Below are 22,509 nucleotides of genomic sequence, written 5' to 3'. Positions count from 1 at the left end.
AAGTGGGTCAATCTAAAGTCATCAGAGTCTAGGACGAGGTCGCGCGCGCGAGCGTCGCCGCGCCCGGCTCGGGCGCGGGGACGTCGCGGCAGCGGCGGATCGCCTGGTCGAGCGCGGCGAGGGTGAAGGGCTTGCGCAGCACGTCGTGGTCGCCGAAGCTCGCGATCTCGCTTGCGTCGCCGGCGTAACCGGTGACGAACAGCACCGACAGGTCGGGCCAGCGCGCCTTGAGCCGTTCCACCATTTCCGGCCCGGTGAGTTCGGGCATCAGCACGTCGGACAGGATCAGGTCGAACCCGCCGTTGGCCGCGACCAGCGCCTCGGCCTTCAGCGGATCGTTGCAGGCGACCGCGCGGTGGCCCAGTTCCTCGACCGCATCGACCGTCGCGGCCAGAACGCGCCGGTCGTCCTCGACCACCAATATGTCGAGCGCGTGGGACGGTGCGTCGGAAAGAGCCTTGCCGCCGTCCGCCACCGCCGCGTCGGTTTCACCGGGCCGCGCGACCGGCAGCAGCATCGCGACGCTCGTCCCCTCGCCGACGGTCGAGGCGATCTGCACCTCGCCCCCCGACTGGCGGCAGAAGGCGAAGACCTGCGTCATGCCCAGCCCGGTGCCCTGCCCGGCGGGCTTGGTGGTGTAGAAGGGGTCGAACACGCGTTCGATCACCTCGGGCGCCATGCCGCAGCCGCTGTCGATCACCTGCACCGCGAGCGCCGCGGTTTCGGCCCTTTCGTCGCGCAGCGTGCGGATGACGAGCGTGCCGTGACCGCCCATGGCGTCGCGCGCGTTGACCGCGAGATTGAGCAGCGCATTCTCGAACTGCTGCCGGTCGAGCCGGCAGGCGAGCCCTTCCGCGCCGAGGTCGAGCGACAGCGCGATCCGGTCGCCGATCGTGCGTTCGATCAGTTCGGCGAAGCTCGCGATGCATTCGTCCACTGGGGTGAATTCGGGACGGGCGGGCTCCGACCGAGCAAAGGCGAGCAGCCGCCGCGTCAGGTCGGCGGCGCGGTTGGCGCCGTCGAGCGCGTTGCCGAGGTGGCGCTGCGCCTTGTCGGGCGCCTCCGACAGCCAGCGCTGGGCCAGTTCGAGCCCGCCGACGACGACCGCGAGCATATTGTTGAAATCATGCGCGATGCCGCCGGTGAGCTGCCCCACGGCCTCCATCTTCTGCGCCTGCCGCAATTGCGCCTCGGCCGCTTCGCGCTCGACCATCTCGCCGCGCAGCGCCTCGTTCGCTTCGGCCAGTTCGGCGGTCCGTTCCTCGACCGCGGCTTCGAGCAGCATCGCGCGGTCGCTCTCGGCGAATTGCTCGCGCCGCGCCATGCGCCGCTCGCTTTCCGCTCGCACGAGCGAGAAGCTCGCCGCGATGGCGATCACCGCCGCGAGCGCGCCGAGCAGCGAGAAAAGCAGGATCGCCTGGTTCAGGCTCGCGCGGTCGGAGGCGGCGATGCGGTTGCGCTCGCTGAGCAGTGCGCGCTCGTTGCGGATCAGCTCGGTGAGCAGCTTGTCGATGCGGCCGAGCGCCGGGTCGTGCCCGGCCGCATTATATTTGGAGATCGCCGCGACGGTCTGGCGATAATTGGCGCTGAGCGCCGCATCGCCGAGCTGCGTGCCGCGCTGGGCGAGTTCGGCGGTCAGCTGCTGCACCAGTTCGGCCTGCTTTGGATTGTCGCGCACGTTGCGCCGGAGCAGCGCCAGATATTGCTGCGCGAGGCCCCATTGCTGCTGATAGATGCGCCCGTCCTCTTTCTGCAGCCCGACCGCGAAGCGGCCGAGAGCGGATTCGGCGCGGGCGAGCGCGGCGTCGAGGCTGCGCGTCTGCTGGATCATCTCCAGGCTGTGCGCCTGATAGCCGAGCGAGCGATCGTAATTGTCGTTGGCGCGCATCAGCAGCAGCACGAGCGCCGCGACGACCCCGACCAGAATCGTGCCGACGCCGACCGTCAGCCAGAAGCGCACGCGCTCCCGGCGGCTTTCGCTTTCACTGTCGCCATCCCGCTCGAACACCGCGCCTGTTTACCGGCATTCGGCGGCCGGGCAAAGCGGCGAAGCGCCCGGGACGCGGCGCGATGCTCGGTTCGCCCCGAAAAGGAATCCGCTGGTCGGCGCGCAGGCTCGTTTCAGCCGATAATGCCGGTGCGCTTGCCCGCGCGCTCGAAGCGACCGAGGATCTCGCCGACCTGGTCGGCCGAATGCTCGGCGCACAGCGAACAGCGCAGCAGCGTCATGCCCGCGGGGGTTGCCGGCGGGCGCGCGAGGTTGACGTAAAGCCCTTCCTCGAGCAGCGCTTCCCACATCATCGCGCCCCTTTCGAGATCGGGCATGATGACGGCGATGATCGCCGACTGCGGCTCGTCGGTGCCGAGGGTGAAGCCCAGATCGCGCAGCCCTTTGTGCAGCGCCTTCGAATTTTCCCACAGATGCGCGCGCTTGTTCGATCCGTGCATCAGCTTGCGGATGCTCGTCGCGGCGGTCGCGACGACGCTCGGCGGCAGCGAGGCGGTGAAGACATAGGGGCGGCAGACGAGCCGCAGGATTTCGAACTTCGGATGGTTCGACACGCAGAAGCCGCCGACGGTGCCGACGCTCTTCGAAAAGGTGCCGATGATGAAATCGACGTCGTCGATCACCCCCTGCGCCTCGGCGACGCCGCGGCCGTGCTCGCCGATGAAGCCCATCGAATGCGCCTCGTCGACCAGCACCATCGCGCCATTCTCCTTGGCGATGCGGATCATCTCCTTCAGCGGCGCGACATCGCCGAGCATCGAATAGACGCCCTCCAGCACGACGAGCTTGCCCGCCTCGGGCGGCAGGCGCTTCAGCCGCTTTTCCAGCGCTTCGATGTCGTTGTGGCGAAAAGCGACGATCTCCGCATCGCCCATCTTGCAGCCGTCGTAGATCGAGGCGTGACTGTCGATGTCGAGGATGATGTAGTCGCCCTTGCCGGCGATCGTCGAGATGATGCCGAGGTTCGCCTGATAGCCGGTCGAGAACACCATGGCATGATCCATGGCGTAGAAGTCCTTCAGCGCCTCCTCGACCTCCCGGTGCCCCTGATAGGTGCCGTTGAGGACACGGCTGCCGGTCGTGCCGCTGCCGAATTTGTCGAGCGCGTCCTTGCCCGCGGCGATGACGTCCTCGTCGAAGGTCATGCCCATGTAATTGTAGGTGCCGAGCAGGATCGTCTCGCGCCCGTTGCAGATCGCGACGGTGGGCGAGAGCACCTTTTCCATCACCAGACTGAACGGATCGGTGACGCCGGTCGACAGCAGCGCCGCGCGCTGCTCGATCAGCGGGTCGAATTTCGAGAAAAGATCGGTCATATGATGCTTCCAAAATCCGTTCGCATCGAGCGAAGTCGAGATGCCCCTCGGCTTCGCACTTTCCTGATGGGTGTCTCGACTTCGCTCGACACGAACGGAACGAGAGAGGTCAGCCCTGCAGTTTCTCCACCGCGGCGATCAACTGGCCGACATTCTCGATTTCCGCCTGCATGTTCATGCTGATGATGATGTCGAAACTGTCCTCGACCTCGGCAACGAAATCCATGACGGTCAGGCTGTCCCATTCGAGGTCGCCGGCAAAGGTCGTGGCGTCGGTCAGTTCGACGCCCTTCTTGTTGAACGGCTCGATCAGGCCGTGAATCGTCTCGCGCAGCGCGGTGCTCATTTCGGTGCGTCCCAAAAGTGGAAATATCGCGCGGACATGCCGCGACCATGGTTCCTTGGCAAGCGATTGCGGCGGCAATCGGGCAGCATCTTGCCGATCGAAGCCCGGCATGCCATCGCTGGTGCGGTTCGATGATCGGGGATGGTCTATGAGCAAGGAACCGGAGAAGCGGCCGAAAAAGGCGCCGGAACGCGTGGAGCCGCCGCCCGCGACCGGCTTTCCGCCCAATGCGGTCCATCTCGTCCGCACCAATCAGCAGATCACGATGCAATTGTCGCAGATGGCCGATCAGAAGGCGTCGATCCTGATGGGCGCGACCTTCGTCGTCTTCACCCTCGCGATCGGACAGGCGCGCGCCGGGGCGGGGGCGCTGACGACGCCGCTCGCGATTCTCGCGACCTTTTCCTTCCTGTCGGCGCTGCTCGCCATCTCCGCCGTGCTGCCGCGCGTCGGCAAGGCGCCGCCGGCCGCAAGCGACGGCGAGGATCGCGGCAATCTCCTCTTCTTCGGCCATTTCGCCCGGATGGGGGAGGATGAATTCATCGCCGCGGTCAAGGCGCGCCTGCGCACCGAAGAGGACCTCTACGAGGTGATGCTGCGCGACACCTGGCAGAATGGCGTCGTGCTCGCGCGGCGCAAATATCGCTATCTGGCCTATGCCTATCGGTTGTTCGTGGCCGGGCTGACGCTGACCTTCCTCGCCTTCGCGGTCGAGATGACGACAATGTGGATGGAATAAATCCGGGGTGAGGGGAACGGCTGTGGCCTTTTTATCACCCCCGCTCGTCAAACCGCACGCCTCGCCCCGTCGCTATTGAACCGCCGGAACCCCGCGCTTATCCGGGCCGGCCATGCTCGATCAGGCCCACCCCCTGACCGCGGAACCGCCGCGGACATTCCGCGTCGAATTCCGCGAAACACTGGCGCTCGCCTGGCCCCTGGCCGCCGCGAATCTGCTCCAGATGCTCGTCCATGCGATCGACGTGATCTTCGTCGCAAGGCTCGGCGACACGGCGCTCGCCGCCTCGTCGCTCGGCGTCGCGATCTTCGGCCTTCTGCTGTGGACGGGTACCGGGCTGGTCGGCGCCGCGGCACCGCTGATCGCCGCCGAACTCGGCCGGCGCAGGCACAGCGTGCGCGAGGTGCGGCGCACCGTGCGCATGGCGCTGTGGCTCAGCCTGCTCGTCTCGCTCGTCTTCATGGGCATCTGCGCCGCGGGCGGGCCGATCATGCGCGCGACCGGGCAGGACCCCGAATTGACCCATCGCGCCGCCGGTTTCCTTCTGATTCTGATGTGGGGGATGGCGCCGATGATCGCGGCGAGCGTGCTGCGCATCTTCGTTTCGGCGCTGGGGCGGCCGACGATCGCGACCGCGATCACTTTCCTCGCGCTGTTCGTCAACGCGCTCGGCAACTGGACGCTGGTGTTCGGTCACCTCGGTCTGCCCGCGCTCGGCCTCCACGGCTCGGCGCTGTCGAGCGTGCTGACCAGCGCCGCGATGCTGATCGCCTATGTCGTGGTGATCCAGACCGACCGGCGGCTGCGGCGCTATCATCTGTTCGGCAACTGGTGGCGCAGCGAATGGAGCCGCTTCGTCGAGATCGTCCGCATCGGCACCCCGATCGGCCTGACCATCCTTGCCGAGGCGGGCCTGTTCACCGGCGCCGCCTTCCTGATGGGCCGGATCGGCGAGGCGCAGTTGGCCGGGCATACGATCGCGCTGCAGGTCGCGGCGCTCGCTTTCCAGATTCCGTTCGGCGTCGCGCAGGCGGCGACGATCCGCGTCGGGCTCGCCTATGGCGCGCGCGACCGCCGCGCCATCGCGCTCGCCGGCCGCGCCGCGCTCGGGCTCGGCATCGGCTTCATGGCGCTGACCGCGCTCGGCATGTGGCTCTATCCGGCGACGGTGCTGTCGCTCTATGTCGATGTGGGCGATGCGAAGAATGCCGCGCTCGTCGGTTTTGCGATGCAGTTTCTCGTCATCGCCGCCGCCTTCCAGCTGTTCGACGGGGCGCAGACGGTCGCCGCGGGGGTGCTGCGCGGATTGCAGGACACGCGCATCCCGATGCTGATCGCGGTGTGCGGCTATTGGATCGCGGGCTACGGCACCGCCATCTACCTCGGCTTCTGGACCCCGCTGCAGGGTGTCGGCATCTGGATCGGCCTCGCGGTCGGACTGGTGGTCGTCGCCGCGCTGTTGCTCATTCGCTGGCGGATGCGGGATCGGCTGGGGCTGTTGCCTTCATTGGCTGATCGCTGAGTTGTTTTGCTGCGGTCTTTACGCGGCTGATCAGCGCCTTAAACTCTTCACCGGTGATGGCCCGTAGGTGCCGTCCCGTGCAGTCCGGTAGCGTCGAGACATTGCGGAACACGAAATAGCTATTGGGATCGCTGCTCAGTTCGGCAACCGCCAAGATAGAATGCACCATGTCGTTCCGACACTCTACTAAAGCGCGAATTTCCGCGATCCGTTGTTTGGCTTTGATGGGATGGCGAAATGAGGCTCTCTCTAAGGCGTTGAGCTTCTGGGTTAGCGGTTGAGCAGCCGTTCCTTTTGCATCGTGATCGAGCTTCTTGCAGACAACCTCTTCGAGGCGAGCAAAGGCATCGAGAAAATCGCTTCGTAAACGCGCTCCGCGCTCCAGCAACTGCAGTTGGCTAGGCGGTTCAACGTCCTTGATGATAGGAACTTCGCACCCCATCTGGATGCCATAGCCGAGCAGCCGTAAAATTTTCGTTGGCCCCGCTTGACGCCCCACGACCCTCCACCCATATGCCCGCCTGTTAGCACTCTCCCAATGTGAGTGCTAAGAACGACAGTCATCCGCATTTCTGGAGGGAAATCCATGAAATTTCGTCCGTTGCACGATCGCGTGCTCGTCCGCCGTATCGAAGCCGAGGAAAAGACGGCCGGCGGCATCATCATCCCCGACACCGCCAAGGAAAAGCCGCAGGAAGGCGAGATCGTCGCCGTCGGCGAGGGCGCCCGCGACGAGGACGGCGACCGCATCGCGCTCGACGTCAAGGCCGGCGACCGCATCCTGTTCGGCAAGTGGTCGGGCACCGAGATCAAGGTCGACGGCGAAGAGCTGCTGATCATGAAGGAATCGGACATCCTCGGCATTCTCGCCTGAGTCCGTCCATCGAATTGAAAGTGAAGTTGCGCAGTTTCCTGCGCCTTTGAAAGGAACGAGCCAATGGCTGCCAAGGACGTTAAATTTTCGCGCGACGCGCGCGAGCGCATCCTCAAGGGCGTCGACATCCTCGCCGACGCCGTCAAGGTCACGCTGGGCCCCAAGGGCCGGCATGTCGTGATCGACAAGAGCTTCGGCGCTCCCCGCATCACCAAGGACGGCGTCAGCGTCGCCAAGGAAATCGAGCTCAAGGACAAGTTCGAGAACATGGGCGCGCAGATGCTGCGCGAGGTCGCCAGCAAGGCGAACGACAAGGCCGGTGACGGCACCACCACCGCGACCGTGCTGGCGCAGGCGATCGTCCGCGAAGGCATGAAGTCGGTCGCCGCGGGCATGAACCCGATGGACCTCAAGCGCGGCATCGACCTCGCCGTCGGCAAGGTGGTCGAGGATCTCGCCGCCCGCTCGACGCCGGTGTCGGGCTCGTCGGAGATCGCGCAGGTCGGCATCATCTCGGCCAACGGTGACACCGAAGTCGGCGAGAAGATCGCCGAGGCGATGGAGAAGGTCGGCAAGGAAGGCGTCATCACCGTCGAGGAAGCCAAGGGCCTCGAATTCGAACTCGACGTCGTCGAGGGCATGCAGTTCGACCGCGGCTATCTGAGCCCCTATTTCATCACCAACCCCGAAAAGATGACGGTCGAACTCGCCGATCCGTACATCCTGATCTTCGAAAAGAAGCTGTCGAACCTCCAGTCGATGCTTCCGATCCTCGAAGCGGTCGTGCAGTCGGGCCGTCCGCTGCTGATCATCGCCGAGGACATCGAAGGCGAAGCGCTGGCGACCCTCGTCGTCAACCGTCTGCGCGGCGGCCTGAAGGTCGCGGCGGTCAAGGCGCCGGGCTTCGGCGATCGCCGCAAGGCGATGCTGCAGGACATCGCGATCCTGACGCAGGGCGAGATGATCAGCGAAGACCTGGGCATCAAGCTCGAATCGGTCACGCTGAACATGCTGGGCCAGGCGAAGCGCGTCACCATCGACAAGGACAACACGACCATCGTCGACGGTGCCGGCGAAGCCGACGCGATCAAGGCTCGCGTCGAGCAGATTCGCGCCCAGATCGAGACCACGACCAGCGACTATGACCGTGAAAAGCTGCAGGAACGTCTGGCGAAGCTCGCCGGCGGCGTTGCGGTGATCAAGGTCGGCGGCGCGACCGAGGTCGAGGTGAAGGAGCGCAAGGACCGCGTCGACGACGCGCTGCACGCGACCCGCGCCGCGGTCGAGGAAGGCATCGTCTCGGGCGGTGGCACCGCGCTGCTCTATGCGACCAAGGTGCTCGACGGGCTGAAGGGCGTCAACGACGACCAGACGCGCGGCATCGACATCGTCCGCAAGGCGATCGAAGCGCCGCTGCGCCAGATCGCAGCCAATGCTGGCCACGACGGCGCGGTCGTCGCGGGCAACCTGCTGCGCGAAGACAATGTCGATCAGGGCTTCAACGCCGCGACCGACACCTATGAGAATCTGAAGGCCGCCGGCGTCATCGACCCGACCAAGGTCGTGCGTACCGCGCTTCAGGATGCGGCGTCGGTTGCCGGCCTGCTGATCACCACCGAAGCGGCGGTCAGCGAACTGCCCGAAGACAAGCCGGCGATGCCGATGGGCGGCGGCGGCATGGGCGGCATGGGCGGCATGGACTTCTAAGTCCCGCATCCCAGCCGGCATATGCTGGAAAATCGGGGCCGGGGGAGCGATCCTCCGGCCCCTTTTTCATGCCCGCAGCGCCGCTTCCATGTGGGCGGCGGCCGCGTCGTAGACGCGCGCCTTCAGCCCCGCCGTCACCGTCTGCGGCGCACGGTCGGGGTGGCCGCCGGCGAAGGGCGGCGCCGGGTCGTATTCGATCGCCAGCTGGATCGCCTGCGCGACCGCGGGACCGCGCAGGCGACCGATCAGCGTCAGCGCGAAATCGAGGCCCGAGGTCACGCCGCCGCTGGTGACGACGCGGCCGTCCTCGACGACGCGCGCCTTCACCGCCTCCGCGCCGACCAGCGGCAGCAGATGGGCATAGGCCCAGTGTGTCGTCGCGCGCCGCCCCTGCAACAGGCCGGCGCGGCCGAGCAGGAAAGCGCCGGTGCACACGCTCGTCACCCATTGGGCGCCGGCGGCCTGCCGTTCGATGAAGGCGATCGTCGCCGCATCGCCCAGCGCCGCGGCGACGCCATGACCGCCCGGCACGCACAGGATGTCGGCCTGCGGACAGTCCGCGAAATCATGCGTCGGGATGATCGAAAAGCCGCTGTCGGTGGCGATCGGCGCGCGGCTTGCCGCCGCACCGGCCAGCACCGCGCCGGGCATCCGGCTCAACGCCTGCGCGGGCGCGGTGAAGTCGAGCTGGGTGATGCCCGGAAAGAGAAGGAAGACGATGGTGGTTTGGGGAGTGTTTTCGGGGGCGGTGGTTTCGGTCACGCGGATGCTCCTCGCCATGCAATGGATCACCCAGGCGCGCGGCTCTTGCCGGCCATCGGCCGGACCCCGCTTCCCGATGGGACTCCATCTTCAGCGCCGGTCGCGGAGCAGCGGCAGCATAGGACGGGGCGGCCGCGGTGGAAAGGGCGTTGCGGGAGGCGGGTGCTACCGTCCGGCGTCCGTATCCGCGTCCGCCGCGCCGTCGCGGCTTTCGAGCATCTCGGCTGCGTCGTCGAGCGCCTTTGCTTCGCTGACGGTGACGCCGCCGGGGCCGGGCTCGTTGTCGGTGCGGCTGCATCCCGCGGCGAGGAGCAGCACGAGCGCCGCAATGGACGCGATGCGAGGGGTCATGTGGCCTCTCCCACGAAAAAGGGCCCCACCCTCATCGGATGGAGCCCCTTCATAGCAAGGCGAAAGCCTGCCAGCGACTTACTTCTTGTCGTTGGCTTCGGCTTTCTTGGTTTCCGCAGCGATCTTGTCGCCCGCGGCCTTGGCGGCGTCGCCGGCGGCGTTCACCGTGCCTTCGACGGCGTTGCCGGCATCCTTGGCCGCGCCCTCGACCGCCGCACCGGCGTCCTTGGCGGCATCGGCGGTCGCGTCGGCGGCGTCGGCGGCACCTTCGGCGACGGCATCGCCCGCGGCCGCGGCATCGTCAGCGACGGCGGCGCCCGCTTCGGCGGTTTCGTCCTGCGCCTTTTCCGAACAGGCGGCGAGGCTGAACGCCGCTGCGGCCATCGAGGCGATAATGATCTTGCGCATAGAAATTCCTTTCGAATGGGCGGTGGCCGGCCCGCGACCACTGCGCGAAGAATTAGCGGTGGATGAAGCCCTTGGCAACCGGCGAGCGATGCCGGTCCGCTGGTCCGGGGCAACCATGTGAAAAGGGGCCGCCGGCGCGTGCCAACGACCCCTTTTTCAACTGGTCGAATGCCAGGAAGCGATTACTTCTTGGCTTCTTCCATCGCGCCCTTGGCAGCGTCGGTCGCTTCCTTGGCGGCGTCGGCAGCTTCGCTGGCCTTGTCGGCAGCCGTGTTCGCGGCAGCGGCGGCGTCGCCGGCAGCGTTCGCGGTCGCGTCGGCCGCAGCGGCGGTCGCATCGGCGGCGCCTTCGGCCGCTTCCATCGCGCCGTCCGCCGCGCCCTCGACGGTCGCGGTGTCTTCGGCGGCCGGAGCTGCTTCGTCGGCAGCCTTTTCACCGCAGGCAGCGAGGCCCAGCGAGGTGGCAAGGACGAGCGACAGAGTGATCGACTTCTTCATTTGGGAATACCCCTCTCGATTGAACTGATTGACCGGCATTCGGATGCGAACAATTCGATCCGGCACATTGCCAATCGCCGACAGAGCTACAATTTCGGCCAAAACGGTGCAACGGACTTTTTGGTTGCGGCGGCGCTCAAATCGACGAGTCGAGCCCGATACCGCCGCTGCAAGCCCCGGAAACAGGGCGCTTTCGGCCGGTTGACTGGATATAAAGAATTCTTTATATCGCCTTCCCATGGCCGAGCTGCTCGACATTTTCCGTGCCCTTGCCGACCCGACCCGGTTACGAGTCGTGGCGTTGCTGCGCGAGATGGAACTGGCGATCGGGGAGCTGGCGATCGTCCTCGATCAGAGCCAGCCGCGCGTGTCGCGGCACGTCCGCATCCTGGCCGAGGCCGGCATCGTCGAGCGGCGGCGCGAGGGAAGCTGGGTGTTCCTGCGCATCGTGCAGGACGGGCCGATCCGGACGATGATCGATCAGGTCGAGAAATGGCCCTTCTCGGCGCGCGAGGGCCGGGTGATCGCTTATGATGCCCGACGCCTTGCCGCCATCCGCAACGACCGCGCGGCCGCCGCCGCGCGCTATTTCGCCGAACATGCCGCCGAATGGGACGCGATCCGCTCCCGCCACGTCGCAGAGAGCGAGGTGGAATCCGCGATGCTGGCGATGGTGGCGGGGCGCCGGCTCGGTCATCTGCTCGACATCGGAACGGGCACTGGCCGGATGGCAGAGATTTTCGCGCCGACCGCGCGGCGTATCACCGCGCTCGACCGCAGCCCGGAAATGCTGCGGCTCGCGCGCGCCAAGCTGGCCGATCAGCCGGTCCCGATCGACCTGGTGCAGGGCGATTTCCTGGCGCTGCCGATGGACGATGCGAGCATCGACAGCATCGTCATCCATCAGGCGCTGCATTTCGCACACGAACCCGACCGCGTGATCGCGGAGGCGGCACGGGTGCTGCGCGGCGGCGGGCATCTGCTCGTCGTCGATTTCGCGCCGCACGAGGATGAGGAACTGCGCATGCTTGCGGCGCACGCCCGTCTCGGCTTTTCGGATGCCCAGATCCGCGGCTGGTTCGCCTCCGCCGGGCTGCTGCTCGAAAGCGGGCAGACGCTCGAGGGCGGCGAGCTGGCGGTGAAGCTGTGGCTCGGACGCCGCCGCAGCGACGAAGATCAGACCCCCGCCAGCGAAGGCGGGCAGACCAGGAAACTTGCCGCATGACATCGAATCTCAATTCGCTGGCGGAGGCCCGGCGCGCCGCGGCGTCGCCGCTGTTCGCCAATCTCGACGGCGACATCGGCGTCAGCTTCGAATTCTTCCCGCCGAAGACGGAGAAGATGGAGGCGCAGCTCTGGGACACGTTCCGCACGCTCGAACCGCTCGGGCCGCGCTTCGTTTCGGTCACCTATGGCGCGGGCGGCTCGACGCGCGAACGCACCCACGCCACCGTCGCGCGCATCGCGGCGGAAAGCGCGGTGCCGCCCGCGGCGCACCTGACCTGCGTCGAGGCCTCGCGCGAGGAAATCGACATGGTCGCACGCGCCTATTGGGACGCGGGCGTGCGCCACATCGTCGCGCTGCGCGGCGATGTGCCGGGCGGTGCGCCCTATTGCGCCCATGCGCAAGGCTATGCCAATGCCGCCGAGCTGGTCGCGGGGCTGAAGGCTGTCGCGCCCTTCGACATTTCGGTCGCCGCCTATCCCGAGGTGCATCCCGACGCCGATTGCGCGCAAACCGACCTCGACAATCTCAAGCGCAAGCTCGATGCCGGCGCGACGCGCGCGATCACGCAATTCTTCTTCTCGCCCGAAGCCTTCCTGCGCTTCCGCGACGCGGCGGCGGCGGCGGGGATCGATGCGCCGATCGTCCCCGGCATCCTGCCGGTGTCGAACGTGTCGCAGACCCGGCGCATGGCCGACATGTGCGGTGCGGCGATCCCGGCGTGGATGATCTCGCTGTTCGAGGGGCTCGACGACCTGCCTTCGGCGCGCCAGCTCGTCGCCGCGACGATCGCCGCCGAACTCTGCCGCCGCCTTTATGCCGGCGGCGTGCGCGACTTCCATTTCTACACGCTCAACCGGGCGGAGCTCAGCTACGCCATCTGCCACCTGCTGGGCCTGCGCCCGCCGGCGGCGCCCGCGGCGGAGAAGGCCGCATGAGCCGCATATCAAGGAAGGATCGTCGATGACCAGCGCGCGCGAAGCCCTGCAGCAGGCGGCCCGCAGCCGCATCCTGCTCACCGATGGCGGCTGGGGAACGCAGATCCAGCTCCGCAAGCTGACAGAGGCCGACTATGCCGGCACGCTCGGTCTCGGCCGCGACCAGAAGGGCAATAACGATATTCTCGCGCTGACCCGCCCCGACGTCGTCGCGGCGATTGGCGAAGCCTATCTAGCGGCGGGGTCGGATATCGTGTCGACCAACACCTTCAGCGCCAACCGGATCAGCCAGGCCGACTATGGCGCCGAGCATCTGGTCGCCGACATCAACCATGAAAGCGCCCGACTGGGACGCGAGGCGGCCGACAAATTTGCCGCGCGCGACGGCCGCCGCCGCTTCGTCGCGGGCGCCGTCGGGCCGACCAACAAGACGCTGTCGCTGTCGCCCGACGTCAACAATCCCGGCTATCGCGAGATCGATTTCGACGAGCTCAAGGCGGTCTATTGCGACCAGGTGGTCGCGCTGGCCGAGGGCGGTGCCGATTTCATCCTGATTGAGACGATCTTTGACACGCTCAACGCCAAGGCGGGGATCGCCGCGACGCTTGAGGCGGAGGCGAAGCTGGGACGCGAACTGCCGCTGATGATCTCGATGACGCTGACCGACCTGTCGGGGCGCAACCTGTCGGGCCACACGGTCGAGGCTTTCTGGTACGCGGTGCGCCATGCGAAGCCGCTGACCGTCGGGCTCAATTGCAGCTTCGGCGCGGCGCAGCTTCGCCCGCATGTTCGGGTGCTCTCCGATCTCGCCGATACGCTGGTGATGGTCTATCCGAACGCGGGCCTGCCCAACGAACTCGGCGAATATGACGAGCAGCCGGAGACGACCGCGGGACTGGTGCGCGAATGGGCCGAGCATGGGCAGGTCAATATCCTCGGCGGTTGCTGCGGATCGACGCCCGCGCATATCGCCGCGATGGCAAAGGCGGTCGAAGGCCTTGCGCCGCGCCATATCCCCGAAGTGCCGGTGCGCACGCGTCTCGCGGGGCTGGAACCCTTCACCATGGCGGCGGCCTGATCCGATGGAGGATGGACAAGCATGGACGATCCGCGAGGCCGGCGCCGATGACGCCGCGGCGCTGGCACTGATCGGCGCGGCGACCTTTCTCGAAACCTTCGCCGGTATCCTCGACGGCGCGGCGATCATCGGCCATTGCGCCGCGCAGCATGGCGAGGCGGCCTATCGGGCCGCCCTGGCGTCGGGCGCCCGTGCCTGGCTGGCCGAGGCGCGGCCCGGCGGCGCGCCCGTCGGATTTGCCCTCGTCGGCGCGCCGGGCCTCGCGGCGGCACAGGACGGCGATATAGAGCTCAAGCGCATCTATGCGCTGTCGCGCTTTCACGGCACCGGGCTGGGCGCGGCACTGATGGCGCGGGCGGTCGAGGCGGCGGCGGGGCATCGCCGGCTGCTGCTTGGCGTCTATGCGCGCAATCACCGCGCGCTCGCCTTCTATCGCAAGCAGGGCTTTGCCGACATCGGCACCCGGCAGTTCGACGTCGGGGGCAAGCTCTACGACGATCTCGTCCTTGCCCGCCCCGTCGCGGCCTGACCTCTCTTCCTTTCGGGACCTTCGATGACCCAGACCCTCTCCTCTTCGTCCTTCGTCAATATCGGCGAGCGCACCAACGTCACCGGATCGGCGGCGTTCAAGAAGCTGATCCTCGCCGACGATTTCACCGCCGCGGTAGAGGTCGCGCGCCAGCAGGTGGAAAATGGCGCGCAGGTTATCGACGTCAACATGGACGAAGGGCTGCTCGACGCCGAACGGGCGATGACGACCTTCCTCAAGCTGATCGCCGCCGAGCCCGACATCGCGCGCGTGCCGGTGATGATCGATTCGTCGAAATGGAGCGTCATAGAGGCGGGCCTCAAATGCGTGCCCGGCAAGCCGATCGTCAACTCGATCAGCATGAAGGAGGGCGAGGAGCCTTTTCTCGCGCAGGCGAGGCTGTGCCGGGCCTATGGCGCCGCGGTGGTCGTCATGGCGTTCGACGAGGTCGGGCAGGCGGATACCAGGGAGCGCAAGATCGAGATCTGCGAGCGCGCCTACAAGCTGCTCACCGGCATCGGCTTCCCGCCCGAGGACATCATCTTCGATCCCAATATTTTCGCCATCGCGACGGGGCTCGAAGAGCATGACAATTATGCCGTCGATTTCATCGAGGCGGTGAAGGTCATCCGCCAGCGCTGCCCGCACGCCCATTTTTCCGGCGGGCTGTCCAACCTGTCGTTCGGCTTTCGCGGCAACGAGACGGTGCGCCGCGCGATGCACAGCGTCTTCCTCTATTATGCGATCCCGGCGGGGCTCGACATGGCGATCGTCAACGCGGGGCAGCTCGACGTCTACGACACGATCGACCCGGAGCTTCGCAACGCCTGCGAGGACGTGATCCTCAACCGCAAGGTGAAGGGCGAGGCCGAATCGCCGACCGAACGGCTGATCGCGCTCGCCGAACGCTACAAGGGCAAGGATGCGGCGCAGGAAAAGGCGGCCGAGGAATGGCGCGGCTGGCCGGTCGAAAAGCGGCTCGAACATGCGCTGGTCAAGGGGATCGACGCGCATATCGTCGCCGATACCGAAGAGATGCGGCTGGCGATGGACCGGCCGATCGAGGTGATCGAAGGGCCGCTGATGGACGGGATGAACGTCGTCGGCGACCTGTTCGGGTCGGGCAAGATGTTCCTGCCGCAGGTCGTGAAATCGGCGCGCGTGATGAAGAAGGCGGTCGCGCACCTGCTGCCCTTCATCGAGGCCGAGAAGGAGGAAGGCGCCAAGGGCAAGGGCCGGATCGTGATGGCGACCGTCAAGGGCGACGTCCACGACATCGGCAAGAACATCGTCGGCGTCGTGCTCCAGTGCAACGGTTTCGAGGTCGTCGACCTGGGCGTCATGGTGCCGTGGAGCAGCATCCTGCAGGCCGCGAACGAGAATGACGCCGACATGATCGGCCTGTCCGGCCTGATCACCCCCTCGCTCGACGAGATGGTGACCGTGGCGGAAGAGATGCAGCGCGCCGGCATGACGATGCCGCTGCTGATCGGCGGCGCGACGACCTCGCGCATGCACACCGCGCTACGCATCGACCCCGCCTATGAAGGACCGGTGCTGCACGTGCTCGACGCGAGCCGCGCAGTCGGCGTCGCGACAGCGCTGGTCAGCGATACCGGCTACGACGCCTATGTGCAGGGTTATAAGCAGGATTATGCGCACATCCGCGAGGTGCGCGCGAACAAGGGGCAGAGCGCGCTGATCCCCATAGAGGATGCGCGCGCCAACGGCTTCGCGGTCGACGAGCATATCCGGCCCTTCCCGCCCGAACAGCCCGGCGTGCATGCGTTCGACCAATGGGACATGGCCGAACTGGTCGAATGGTTCGACTGGACCCCCTTCTTCCGCGCCTGGGAACTGGCGGGCACCTTCCCCGCGATCCTCGACGACGCCGTGGTGGGGGAAAGCGCGCGCGGTCTCTATGCCGACGCGCAGGCGATGCTTGCGAAGATCGTCGGCGAAGGCTGGCTGCACGCGCGCGGGGTCGCGGGGCTGTGGCCGTGCCGCCGCGATGGCGACGACGTCGTCATCCACCTCGAGGAAGAGGAACGGCACGTCCGCATCCCCTTCCTGCGCCAGCAGATCGCCAAGCGCGAGGGGCGCCCCAACATGTGCCTCGCCGATTTCGTCAGCCCCGACGGCGACTGGATCGGCGGCTTTTCGGTCGCGATCCACGGCATCGAGCCGCACCTCGCGCGCTTCAAGGCGGTGCATGACGACTACAGCGACATCTTGCTCAAGGCGTTGGCCGACCGCTTCGCCGAAGCCTTCGCCGAACGGCTCCACGCGCATGTCCGCACCGTGCTCTGGGGCTATGCACCGGGCGAGCAGCTGACGCCGGAGGCGATCATCAAGGAGGAATATCGCGGCATCCGCCCCGCGCCGGGCTATCCGGCCTGTCCGGACCACAGCTTGAAGCCGATCCTGTTCGAGCTGCTCGATGCCGGCAACACGTCGGGCGCGATCCTGACCGACCATTTCGCGATGCTGCCGACCTCGGCGGTCTCGGGCTTCTATCTGGGGCATCCCGATGCGAGCTATTTCGGGGTCGCGCGGGTCGGCGAGGACCAGCTGGTCGATTATGCGGAACGGCGCGGCGTCGATCTCGAAACCGCGCGCCGCTGGCTGCGCCCCAATCTCGACTGAAACCGATTGCCCGCCGTCTGTCCGATAAAGGGACAGGTGGCGGGTTAACCAGCTTCGCGAAGGACGCGCGGCGCCGAAATCGCTATGACGGCGCCATGATCCAGACGCTTCTCCGCCGGCCGCTGTTGCCGCTGCTCGCCCTTCCGCTGCTCCTCGCCCCGATGCCGCTGCCCGCGCAATCGGGCGACGCGCCCTATGTCGTCACCGAAAGCGGCCGCGCCTTCGGCCGCTTGCAGCAGGCTGTCGATGCGATCGGCGAGGGGCAGGGGACGATCCGCATTGCTCCCGGCTATCATCGCGATTGCGCGGTTCAGACGGCGGGACATATCGCCTTCGTTGCTGCCGAGCCGGGGCGCAGCATATTCGACGGCGTGACATGCGAGGGTAAGGCGGCGCTGGTGCTGCGCGGCGGCGGCGCGCGGATCGACGGCATCGTTTTCCAGAACATGCGGGTGCCCGACGGCAACGGCGCCGGAATCCGGCTCGAACAGGGCGACCTGACCATCGTCAACAGCCTGTTCCGCGGCAGCGAGGAGGGCATCCTCACCGCCGACGACCCGCAGTCGACGCTGACCATCGAGCGCTCGACCTTTTCGCGGCTCGGGCGTTGCGACCGTGGGCTGAGCTGCGCGCACAGCGTCTATACCGGCGCCTACGGTCGCGTTGTGGTGACCCACAGCCGCTTCGAAAAGGGCACCGGCGGCCATTATCTGAAGGTCCGCGCGGCACAGGTCGACATTCGGGACAACAGTTTCGACGACACGCAGGGGACGGCGACCAATTACATGATCGACCTGCCGGCGGGCGCGACGGGGCGCATTGCGGACAATCTGTTCGTGCAGGGGCGCGACAAGGAAAATTATTCGGCGATCATCGCGGTCGCCGCCGAGGCGCGCGACAATCCGTCGCGCGGCCTGTCGATCGAGGGCAATCGGGCCAGCCTGCCCGAAGGGCTCGGCCGCAACGTGGCGTTCGTCGCCGACTGGAGCGGCGAGCCGCTCGCGATCGGCGCCAACGACCTCGGGCCGGGGCTCAAGCGGTACGAGAAACGGTGAAGCGGTCCGAACGGAGCTGGCGCTACGCCTCTCCGCGTGTTTCGATGAGCGAGGCGGCGAGCGCCTCGGCCGGCGTCTTGCCGCCCCACAGCACGAACTGGAACACCGGATAGAAGCGCTCGCATTCGTCGATCGCGCTTTCGACCAGCGTTTCGGCGAGGTCGAGCGACAGCGCGGCGTCGCTTCCCAGCAGCATGCCGTGGCGAAACAGGATCGTGCCGCTGTTCGACCACAGCTCGAAATGGCCGAGCCAGAGCTGTTCGTTGATCAGCGCCAGCGCTTCGTGCGCGGCGGCGCGTTTGTCCTCGACGACGCGGATGTCGGGGAAGGCGAGAAGCTGGATGACACCGTCGTCGGGACGCCACACCGCGCGCAGCTCATAGGTCGTCCAGCTTCCCTGCGCGGTCGCGACGATCTCGTCCTCGCCGACCATCTCGTGCGCCCAGTCGTGCGCGGCGAAATAGGAGGCGAGCATGTCCATCGGCGCCGCTTCCTGGCCGTCGTCATCGTAGATATCGTCACTCATGGAGCGCCTTTAGCGGGTGATGGCTGACCTGGCGAGTCCGCACCACCTTGTCACCCCGGACTGGATCCGAGGTCCATTCGGCACTCGCGATCGGGGGCGGCGCGAGAATGGATGCTGAATCAAGTTCAGCATGACGAAGACAGGAAGCGGCAGTTTCTTTGACGGCCGCCTATTTTTTAGGTGCGGTTCTGGGTTTCGCCGCCGGCTTCGCTGCACCTTCCAGCGCATCGAGCCGCGCCTTCAGCGCCTCCGCCTCCGCGCGCGCCGTCGCGGCCATCGCCTTCACCGCCTCGAATTCCTCGCGGCTGACGAAGTCCATGCGGCCGATCCATTCCTTGGCGCGCTCGCGCATTGCGGCTTCGGCCTCGCGGCCGGCGCCGGCGACCGTGCCGGCGATGCCGTTCATCATCTTGGCCAGATCGTCGAAAATGCGGTTCTCGCTCTGCATCACTCTATCCTTCGTCGGGGTCGGCCCCTTGCCGCGCCTATATCTGGGTGCTCGCCGCGTGCGGGACAAGGGCTTCGGCGTCGGGGTTGCGCTGGTCGATCTGGAAATTGAGGACGCTCGCGAAAGCGAGCCACAGCAGATAGGGCACGAGCAGCCACGCCGCCGCCTTGCGGATCGATGCAAAGGCGAAGGCGGTGGCAAGCGTCACCATCAGGATGAAGATGATCAGATACAGCGCGCTTGTCACCTGATGCGCGGCGAAGAACAGCGGCGACCAGGCGAAATTGGCGAGGAGCTGGGCGAAGAAGAGCAGCAGCGCAAAGCCGCGTCCTTTGGCGCCGCGCGCATGAAGGACCATCGCCAGCGCCAGCCCGAGGCAGATGTAGAGCAGCGGCCAGACGACCGCGAACACCCAGCCCGGCGGCACGATGGACGGCAGGTCGAGTGCCGCGAACCAGCGATTGCCGTAGCCGCTGTTCGAAAGCAGGCCCATCAGGCTGCCGATCAGCACGATCGCGGGGACGGTGATCATCGCCCAGCGCCAATAGGAGAGGCGTAGCTGGCCCGGTGTGGCGATCTCGCTCATGCTCGGCTGGTCCCTTTCGCGATTCTGCGTGCCAATGGTGTCGCGACTCGCGAGCCCAGCGTCAAGCGTTCCGCTTTTGCGCCGCGACCAGAAATTCGACATTGCCTTCTGGCCCGGTGATCGGGCTCTGGATCAGGTCGAGCACGATCCAGCCGCTTTCCTCGATCCATGCGCGGACCTCTGCGCACACGCGCGCATGGACGGCGGGGTCGCGCACGACGCCCTTCTTGCCGACCTCGTGCCGCTGCGCCTCGAACTGCGGCTTGATCAGCGCGACCAGCCGCGCACCTTCGGCCGTGAACGACAGCGGCACCGGCAGAACCTTCGACAAGGCGATGAAGCTCGCGTCGCAGACGACCAGGCCGATGGGCTCGGGGATATGATCGGCGGTCAGGATGCGCGCGCTCGTCTGTTCGTGGACGATGACGCGCGGGTCCTGCCGCAGCTTCCATGCGAGCTGGTTGGTGCCCGAATCCACCGCGTGGACGCGCGCCGCGCCGCGCGAGAGCAGCACGTCGGTGAAGCCGCCGGTCGACGAACCCACGTCGATCGCGACCGCGCCCGCCACGTCCCAGCCAAGGTGCGCGAGCGCGTGGTCGAGCTTGATCCCGCCGCGCGACACCCATGGATGATCGCGCCCCTTGATGCTGATCTCGGCATCGTCGGCGATCTGCTGCCCCGCCTTGTCGATCTTGCGGTCGCCGACGAAGGCGAGCCCGGCGAGGATCAGCGCCTGCGCGCGCGTCCGGCTTTCGGCGAGGCCGCGATCGACGAGCAACTGGTCGGCGCGCTGCTTGCTCACCGGCGCTGCGCCTTTCCGATCAGCAGTCCGGGGGTCAATATCTGCGGCAGGATTTCGGGCCGTGCGGCGCCCGGCGCATACCAGAGGTAGAGCGGCACGCTGTTGCGTCCATGTTCGGCGAGGGTGCGCGTGATGATGGGGTCGCCGTTCGTCCAGTCGCCGACGAGCGTCGCGATCCCGGCTTTGTCGAACGCAGCCTGCACCGCCTCGCGCTCGATCGCGCCCGCTTCGTTCGCCTTGCACGACAGGCACCAGTCGGCAGTGAAATAGACGAACACCGGCTTGCCGGAGGCGCGGGCCCTGACGAGCGCGTCGGGAGAAAAGGCGGTGGCGTCGGCCGGGGTGGTTCCTCCCGTGCGCGCGGCGTGGTTGGTCCACAGCGCGAGCGGGACGAGCAGCAGCAGCAGCGCGAACAGCGGCGCGACGGCACGCCCATGCCGCTGCGCGCAGCCCGCGGCGAAAGCGAGGGCGCCGGCGAGCACCACGGCACCCAGCGCCGCGACGAGGCCCGTCGCGCCCGCCTGACGCCACAGCAGCCATGCCAGTGCCACCGCCGTGAGGCCCATCGGCAGCGCCATCCACTTGCGAAAGCGATCCATCCACGGCCCGGGCCGGGGCAGGCGGCGCCGCAGCGCGGGGATGAAGCCGACGGCGAGGAAGGGCAAGGCGATGCCGAACCCGAGCCCGCCGAAGATAGGCAGCGCCGCCCAGGCGGGCAGGACGAGCGTCGCGCCGAGCGCTGCTCCGAGCAGCGGGCCGCTGCACGGCGTCGCGACGAAGGCGGCGAGCGCCCCGGTCCAGAAGCCGCCCGCCGCCCCACCGCGTGCCGCGAGCGCCTGTCCGCCGCCGAACGACGGCAAGGCGTAAAGGCCGAGCAGGTTGAGGGTGATCGCGCAGGCGAGGACGAGCAGGACCAATATGCTGGCCGGATGCTGGAGCTGAAAGGCCCAGCCGACCTGTTCGCCCGCCGCGCGCAGCGCGAGCAATGCGCCGCCGAGCAGCAGCGCGGTCGCCACCGCGCCGGCGGTGTAGGCCAGCGCTTCGACCTTCGCCTCGCGCGCCGCACCGCCCGACCGTGCGAGGCTGAGCGCCTTCAGGCTGAGGATCGGGAAGACGCACGGCATCAGGTTCAGGATCAGTCCGCCGAGGATCGCCCCCGCGAGCGCGGTCCAGAACAGCGCGGCGTCGGGGCGGCTCGCCGCCGCGACCGCCTTGCCGGCGGCCGGGACCGTGCCCGGCTCAAACCGCAGCGACAGGCCGCGTCCGTCCGAGAGCTTGAGCAGCCCCTCGGCGACGCCGGTCGTCTCGCCGCGAGCGCGCGTCTCGACGATCAACTGATCGCCGTTGCGGCTGAACGCCTGCGGCGCGGCATAGTCGGCAAGGTCGCGGGTCGCGAGAAAAAGGTGCGGAGCATCGAGCGCGGTGCCCGCGGGCAGCGGGACGGCGAAGCGCAGCGTATCGCCGCGGCGTTCCCACCTTCCCGGCCGGTCGAGCGGTTGCGGCAGCCGCGCGCGCCAGCCATCGAACTGGCGTCGCGCGGCGGGCGCGACCGCGCCGTCGCCGGCCCGCATCGCGACCGAGATCACCGCCTTTTCGGGAACGCATATCTTGTCGGTGCAGGCCAGCCAGTTGGCGATGCCGGTCAGCGTCAGGTCGGAACCCGGCGCGACGCTGCGATCGACCCGCACGTCGGCGAGCAGCGCGTAGGGATGCTCATAGACATGATTCATCATCCCGAAGAGGATCAGCGCCTCGGGAACCGGATAGCGAAAGGGTGCGACGGTGACGCCGTCGGGAAGGTTCCATTCGACCTGCATGCCGAACCCGGCGTCGCCGCCGTTCGACCAATAGCCGTGCCAGCCCGGCTCGGGAGTCATGACGAGCGCGACGGTCGTCGATCCGCCGGGCAAAGGCGCGGGCGACTCGGCAACAAGCCTTGCCGCGATATGCGGCGCCGCGGCCTGCGCCGGGCCCGGAACGAACAGCACCAGCAGGGCGAGCGCGAGCAGCGCCAGCGCACAGCGCCCCGCTGCCGTCATTCGCTTGTCTTGCGCACGCTCCATGCCCATGCTGCTTCCGTTCGCCTTTCAAGGCTTGCCATATAGGCGGCTTTCGCCGAGAGGACAGCCCGCACCGACACCCGCAA

General features: G+C 67.3%; 23 protein-coding genes and 1 riboswitch. Of the genes, 10 read left to right on the top strand and 13 right to left on the bottom strand.

Going from position 1 to position 22,509, the window contains the following annotated elements; translation table 11 throughout:
• Positions 1-28 precede the first annotated feature (28 nt).
• The 3 genes from SGR02S_RS01440 to SGR02S_RS01430 form a co-directional block, all read right to left on the bottom strand.
• A complete protein-coding gene (locus SGR02S_RS01440) occupies positions 29-2,008 on the bottom strand; it encodes an ATP-binding protein (RefSeq protein WP_067105239.1) in 1,980 nt (659 codons plus the stop codon).
• A gap of 113 nt (positions 2,009-2,121) precedes the next feature.
• On the bottom strand, positions 2,122-3,324 hold the full coding sequence (gene spt / locus SGR02S_RS01435; protein ID WP_067105238.1) for a serine palmitoyltransferase: 1,203 nt from the start codon (positions 3,322-3,324) through the stop codon (positions 2,122-2,124).
• A gap of 109 nt (positions 3,325-3,433) precedes the next feature.
• Positions 3,434-3,670: an acyl carrier protein gene (locus tag SGR02S_RS01430; protein WP_067105237.1), complete on the bottom strand. Its 237-nt coding sequence runs from the start codon at positions 3,668-3,670 to the stop codon at positions 3,434-3,436.
• Positions 3,671-3,818: 148 nt separating this feature from the next.
• Between SGR02S_RS01430 and SGR02S_RS01425 the strand changes: the two genes are divergently transcribed.
• Together SGR02S_RS01425 and SGR02S_RS01420 are read left to right on the top strand one after the other, a co-directional pair.
• Positions 3,819-4,409, top strand: coding sequence for a Pycsar system effector family protein (locus SGR02S_RS01425; RefSeq protein ID WP_067105236.1), 591 nt, complete (start codon positions 3,819-3,821; stop codon positions 4,407-4,409).
• A 112-nt stretch (positions 4,410-4,521) separates the two neighbouring features.
• Positions 4,522-5,931, top strand: a complete 1,410-nt coding sequence (locus tag SGR02S_RS01420) for an MATE family efflux transporter (RefSeq protein ID WP_067105235.1) — start codon at positions 4,522-4,524, stop codon at positions 5,929-5,931.
• Here SGR02S_RS01420 and SGR02S_RS19810 read toward each other — a convergent pair.
• Positions 5,873-6,430, bottom strand: coding sequence for a hypothetical protein (locus SGR02S_RS19810; RefSeq protein ID WP_156482913.1), 558 nt, complete (start codon positions 6,428-6,430; stop codon positions 5,873-5,875). The genes SGR02S_RS01420 and SGR02S_RS19810 overlap by 59 nt on opposite strands.
• An 87-nt stretch (positions 6,431-6,517) precedes the next feature.
• Here SGR02S_RS19810 and groES point away from each other — a divergent pair, with 87 nt between their 5' ends.
• A complete protein-coding gene (gene groES, locus SGR02S_RS01415) occupies positions 6,518-6,805 on the top strand; it encodes a co-chaperone GroES (RefSeq protein WP_067105234.1) in 288 nt (95 codons plus the stop codon).
• A 63-nt stretch (positions 6,806-6,868) separates the two neighbouring features.
• Complete coding sequence (gene groL, locus SGR02S_RS01410) at positions 6,869-8,512, top strand: chaperonin GroEL (RefSeq protein ID WP_067105233.1); 1,644 nt, start codon at positions 6,869-6,871, stop codon at positions 8,510-8,512.
• 66 nt (positions 8,513-8,578) lie between these two features.
• Here groL and SGR02S_RS01405 read toward each other — a convergent pair whose 3' ends face one another.
• From SGR02S_RS01405 to SGR02S_RS20485, 4 genes are all read right to left on the bottom strand, one after another.
• Positions 8,579-9,274, bottom strand: coding sequence for a DJ-1/PfpI family protein (locus SGR02S_RS01405; RefSeq protein ID WP_244857973.1), 696 nt, complete (start codon positions 9,272-9,274; stop codon positions 8,579-8,581).
• A 21-nt stretch (positions 9,275-9,295) separates the two neighbouring features.
• Positions 9,296-9,388: riboswitch (ZMP/ZTP riboswitch) on the bottom strand.
• Between the two features lie 51 nt (positions 9,389-9,439).
• Entirely contained in the window at positions 9,440-9,625 is a 186-nt protein-coding gene (locus SGR02S_RS01400) for a hypothetical protein (protein ID WP_067105231.1), read from the bottom strand.
• 78 nt (positions 9,626-9,703) lie between these two features.
• Positions 9,704-10,033, bottom strand: coding sequence for an entericidin EcnAB (locus SGR02S_RS01395; RefSeq protein WP_067105230.1), 330 nt, complete (start codon positions 10,031-10,033; stop codon positions 9,704-9,706).
• A 182-nt stretch (positions 10,034-10,215) separates the two neighbouring features.
• Positions 10,216-10,788 carry a hypothetical protein gene (locus SGR02S_RS20485; protein WP_255211358.1) on the bottom strand — a complete coding sequence of 191 codons (573 nt, stop codon included), beginning with the start codon at positions 10,786-10,788 and terminating at the stop codon, positions 10,216-10,218.
• Between SGR02S_RS20485 and SGR02S_RS01385 the strand changes: the two genes are divergently transcribed.
• The 6 genes from SGR02S_RS01385 (at position 10,769) to SGR02S_RS01360 (ending at position 18,001) form a co-directional block, all read left to right on the top strand.
• Positions 10,769-11,755 carry an ArsR/SmtB family transcription factor gene (locus SGR02S_RS01385; protein ID WP_067105228.1) on the top strand — a complete coding sequence of 329 codons (987 nt, stop codon included), beginning with the start codon at positions 10,769-10,771 and terminating at the stop codon, positions 11,753-11,755. The genes SGR02S_RS20485 and SGR02S_RS01385 overlap by 20 nt on opposite strands.
• A complete protein-coding gene (metF, locus tag SGR02S_RS01380; RefSeq protein WP_067105227.1) occupies positions 11,752-12,693 on the top strand; it encodes a methylenetetrahydrofolate reductase in 942 nt (313 codons plus the stop codon). Before SGR02S_RS01385 ends, metF begins: the two co-directional genes overlap by 4 nt.
• Before the next feature lie 25 nt (positions 12,694-12,718).
• Positions 12,719-13,771 (top strand): homocysteine S-methyltransferase family protein, encoded by a 1,053-nt coding sequence (locus SGR02S_RS01375; protein WP_067105226.1) that lies wholly within the window; start codon positions 12,719-12,721, stop codon positions 13,769-13,771.
• Positions 13,772-13,775: 4 nt separating this feature from the next.
• Positions 13,776-14,300, top strand: coding sequence for a GNAT family N-acetyltransferase (locus SGR02S_RS01370; protein WP_067105225.1), 525 nt, complete (start codon positions 13,776-13,778; stop codon positions 14,298-14,300).
• 24 nt (positions 14,301-14,324) lie between these two features.
• The gene (metH, locus tag SGR02S_RS01365) at positions 14,325-16,946 is read left to right on the top strand and encodes a methionine synthase (RefSeq protein WP_067105224.1); all 2,622 of its coding nucleotides are present in this window, start codon (positions 14,325-14,327) and stop codon (positions 16,944-16,946) included.
• 95 nt (positions 16,947-17,041) lie between these two features.
• Positions 17,042-18,001 (top strand): right-handed parallel beta-helix repeat-containing protein, encoded by a 960-nt coding sequence (locus SGR02S_RS01360; protein WP_067105223.1) that lies wholly within the window; start codon positions 17,042-17,044, stop codon positions 17,999-18,001.
• 22 nt (positions 18,002-18,023) lie between these two features.
• Here the strand turns inward: SGR02S_RS01360 and SGR02S_RS01355 are convergent, their stop codons facing one another.
• The 5 genes from SGR02S_RS01355 to SGR02S_RS01335 all read right to left on the bottom strand — a co-directional run bounded on the left by SGR02S_RS01355 (position 18,024) and on the right by SGR02S_RS01335 (position 22,426).
• Entirely contained in the window at positions 18,024-18,527 is a 504-nt protein-coding gene (locus SGR02S_RS01355) for a type III secretion system chaperone family protein (protein WP_067105222.1), read from the bottom strand.
• A 169-nt stretch (positions 18,528-18,696) separates the two neighbouring features.
• On the bottom strand, positions 18,697-18,975 hold the full coding sequence (locus SGR02S_RS01350; RefSeq protein ID WP_067105221.1) for an accessory factor UbiK family protein: 279 nt from the start codon (positions 18,973-18,975) through the stop codon (positions 18,697-18,699).
• A 37-nt stretch (positions 18,976-19,012) separates the two neighbouring features.
• The gene (locus tag SGR02S_RS01345; protein ID WP_067105220.1) at positions 19,013-19,561 is read right to left on the bottom strand and encodes a TspO/MBR family protein; all 549 of its coding nucleotides are present in this window, start codon (positions 19,559-19,561) and stop codon (positions 19,013-19,015) included.
• A 61-nt stretch (positions 19,562-19,622) separates the two neighbouring features.
• A complete protein-coding gene (locus SGR02S_RS01340; RefSeq protein WP_067105219.1) occupies positions 19,623-20,363 on the bottom strand; it encodes a TlyA family RNA methyltransferase in 741 nt (246 codons plus the stop codon).
• A complete protein-coding gene (locus tag SGR02S_RS01335) occupies positions 20,360-22,426 on the bottom strand; it encodes a protein-disulfide reductase DsbD family protein (protein WP_082796875.1) in 2,067 nt (688 codons plus the stop codon). The genes SGR02S_RS01340 and SGR02S_RS01335 overlap by 4 nt, the downstream gene beginning before the upstream one ends.
• Positions 22,427-22,509: the final 83 nt, after the last annotated feature.

The organism is Sphingopyxis granuli NBRC 100800 (assembly GCF_001591045.1).
Lineage (GTDB): Bacteria > Pseudomonadota > Alphaproteobacteria > Sphingomonadales > Sphingomonadaceae > Sphingopyxis > Sphingopyxis granuli.
The sequence above is the reverse complement of the archived record's forward strand: the minus strand, read 5'-3'. Positions and strand labels throughout refer to the sequence as shown.

Excerpts from the sequence above, each read along its gene's own strand:
- SGR02S_RS01345 (WP_067105220.1), bottom strand. The coding sequence starts at position 19,561 with ATGAGCGAGATCGCCACACCGGGCCAGCTACGCCTCTCCTATTGGCGC.
- SGR02S_RS01350 (WP_067105221.1), bottom strand. The coding sequence starts at position 18,975 with ATGCAGAGCGAGAACCGCATTTTCGACGATCTGGCCAAGATGATGAAC.
- SGR02S_RS01360 (WP_067105223.1), top strand. The coding sequence starts at position 17,042 with ATGATCCAGACGCTTCTCCGCCGGCCGCTGTTGCCGCTGCTCGCCCTT.
- SGR02S_RS01400 (WP_067105231.1), bottom strand. The coding sequence starts at position 9,625 with ATGACCCCTCGCATCGCGTCCATTGCGGCGCTCGTGCTGCTCCTCGCC.
- SGR02S_RS01355 (WP_067105222.1), bottom strand. The coding sequence starts at position 18,527 with ATGAGTGACGATATCTACGATGACGACGGCCAGGAAGCGGCGCCGATG.
- SGR02S_RS01395 (WP_067105230.1), bottom strand. The coding sequence starts at position 10,033 with ATGCGCAAGATCATTATCGCCTCGATGGCCGCAGCGGCGTTCAGCCTC.
- SGR02S_RS01420 (WP_067105235.1), top strand. The coding sequence starts at position 4,522 with ATGCTCGATCAGGCCCACCCCCTGACCGCGGAACCGCCGCGGACATTC.
- SGR02S_RS01430 (WP_067105237.1), bottom strand. The coding sequence starts at position 3,670 with ATGAGCACCGCGCTGCGCGAGACGATTCACGGCCTGATCGAGCCGTTC.
- SGR02S_RS01335 (WP_082796875.1), bottom strand. The coding sequence starts at position 22,426 with ATGGAGCGTGCGCAAGACAAGCGAATGACGGCAGCGGGGCGCTGTGCG.
- SGR02S_RS01385 (WP_067105228.1), top strand. The coding sequence starts at position 10,769 with ATGGCCGAGCTGCTCGACATTTTCCGTGCCCTTGCCGACCCGACCCGG.
- SGR02S_RS01425 (WP_067105236.1), top strand. The coding sequence starts at position 3,819 with ATGAGCAAGGAACCGGAGAAGCGGCCGAAAAAGGCGCCGGAACGCGTG.
- SGR02S_RS20485 (WP_255211358.1), bottom strand. The coding sequence starts at position 10,788 with ATGTCGAGCAGCTCGGCCATGGGAAGGCGATATAAAGAATTCTTTATA.
- groES (WP_067105234.1), top strand. The coding sequence starts at position 6,518 with ATGAAATTTCGTCCGTTGCACGATCGCGTGCTCGTCCGCCGTATCGAA.
- SGR02S_RS01375 (WP_067105226.1), top strand. The coding sequence starts at position 12,719 with ATGACCAGCGCGCGCGAAGCCCTGCAGCAGGCGGCCCGCAGCCGCATC.
- metH (WP_067105224.1), top strand. The coding sequence starts at position 14,325 with ATGACCCAGACCCTCTCCTCTTCGTCCTTCGTCAATATCGGCGAGCGC.
- metF (WP_067105227.1), top strand. The coding sequence starts at position 11,752 with ATGACATCGAATCTCAATTCGCTGGCGGAGGCCCGGCGCGCCGCGGCG.
- groL (WP_067105233.1), top strand. The coding sequence starts at position 6,869 with ATGGCTGCCAAGGACGTTAAATTTTCGCGCGACGCGCGCGAGCGCATC.
- SGR02S_RS01370 (WP_067105225.1), top strand. The coding sequence starts at position 13,776 with ATGGAGGATGGACAAGCATGGACGATCCGCGAGGCCGGCGCCGATGAC.
- spt (WP_067105238.1), bottom strand. The coding sequence starts at position 3,324 with ATGACCGATCTTTTCTCGAAATTCGACCCGCTGATCGAGCAGCGCGCG.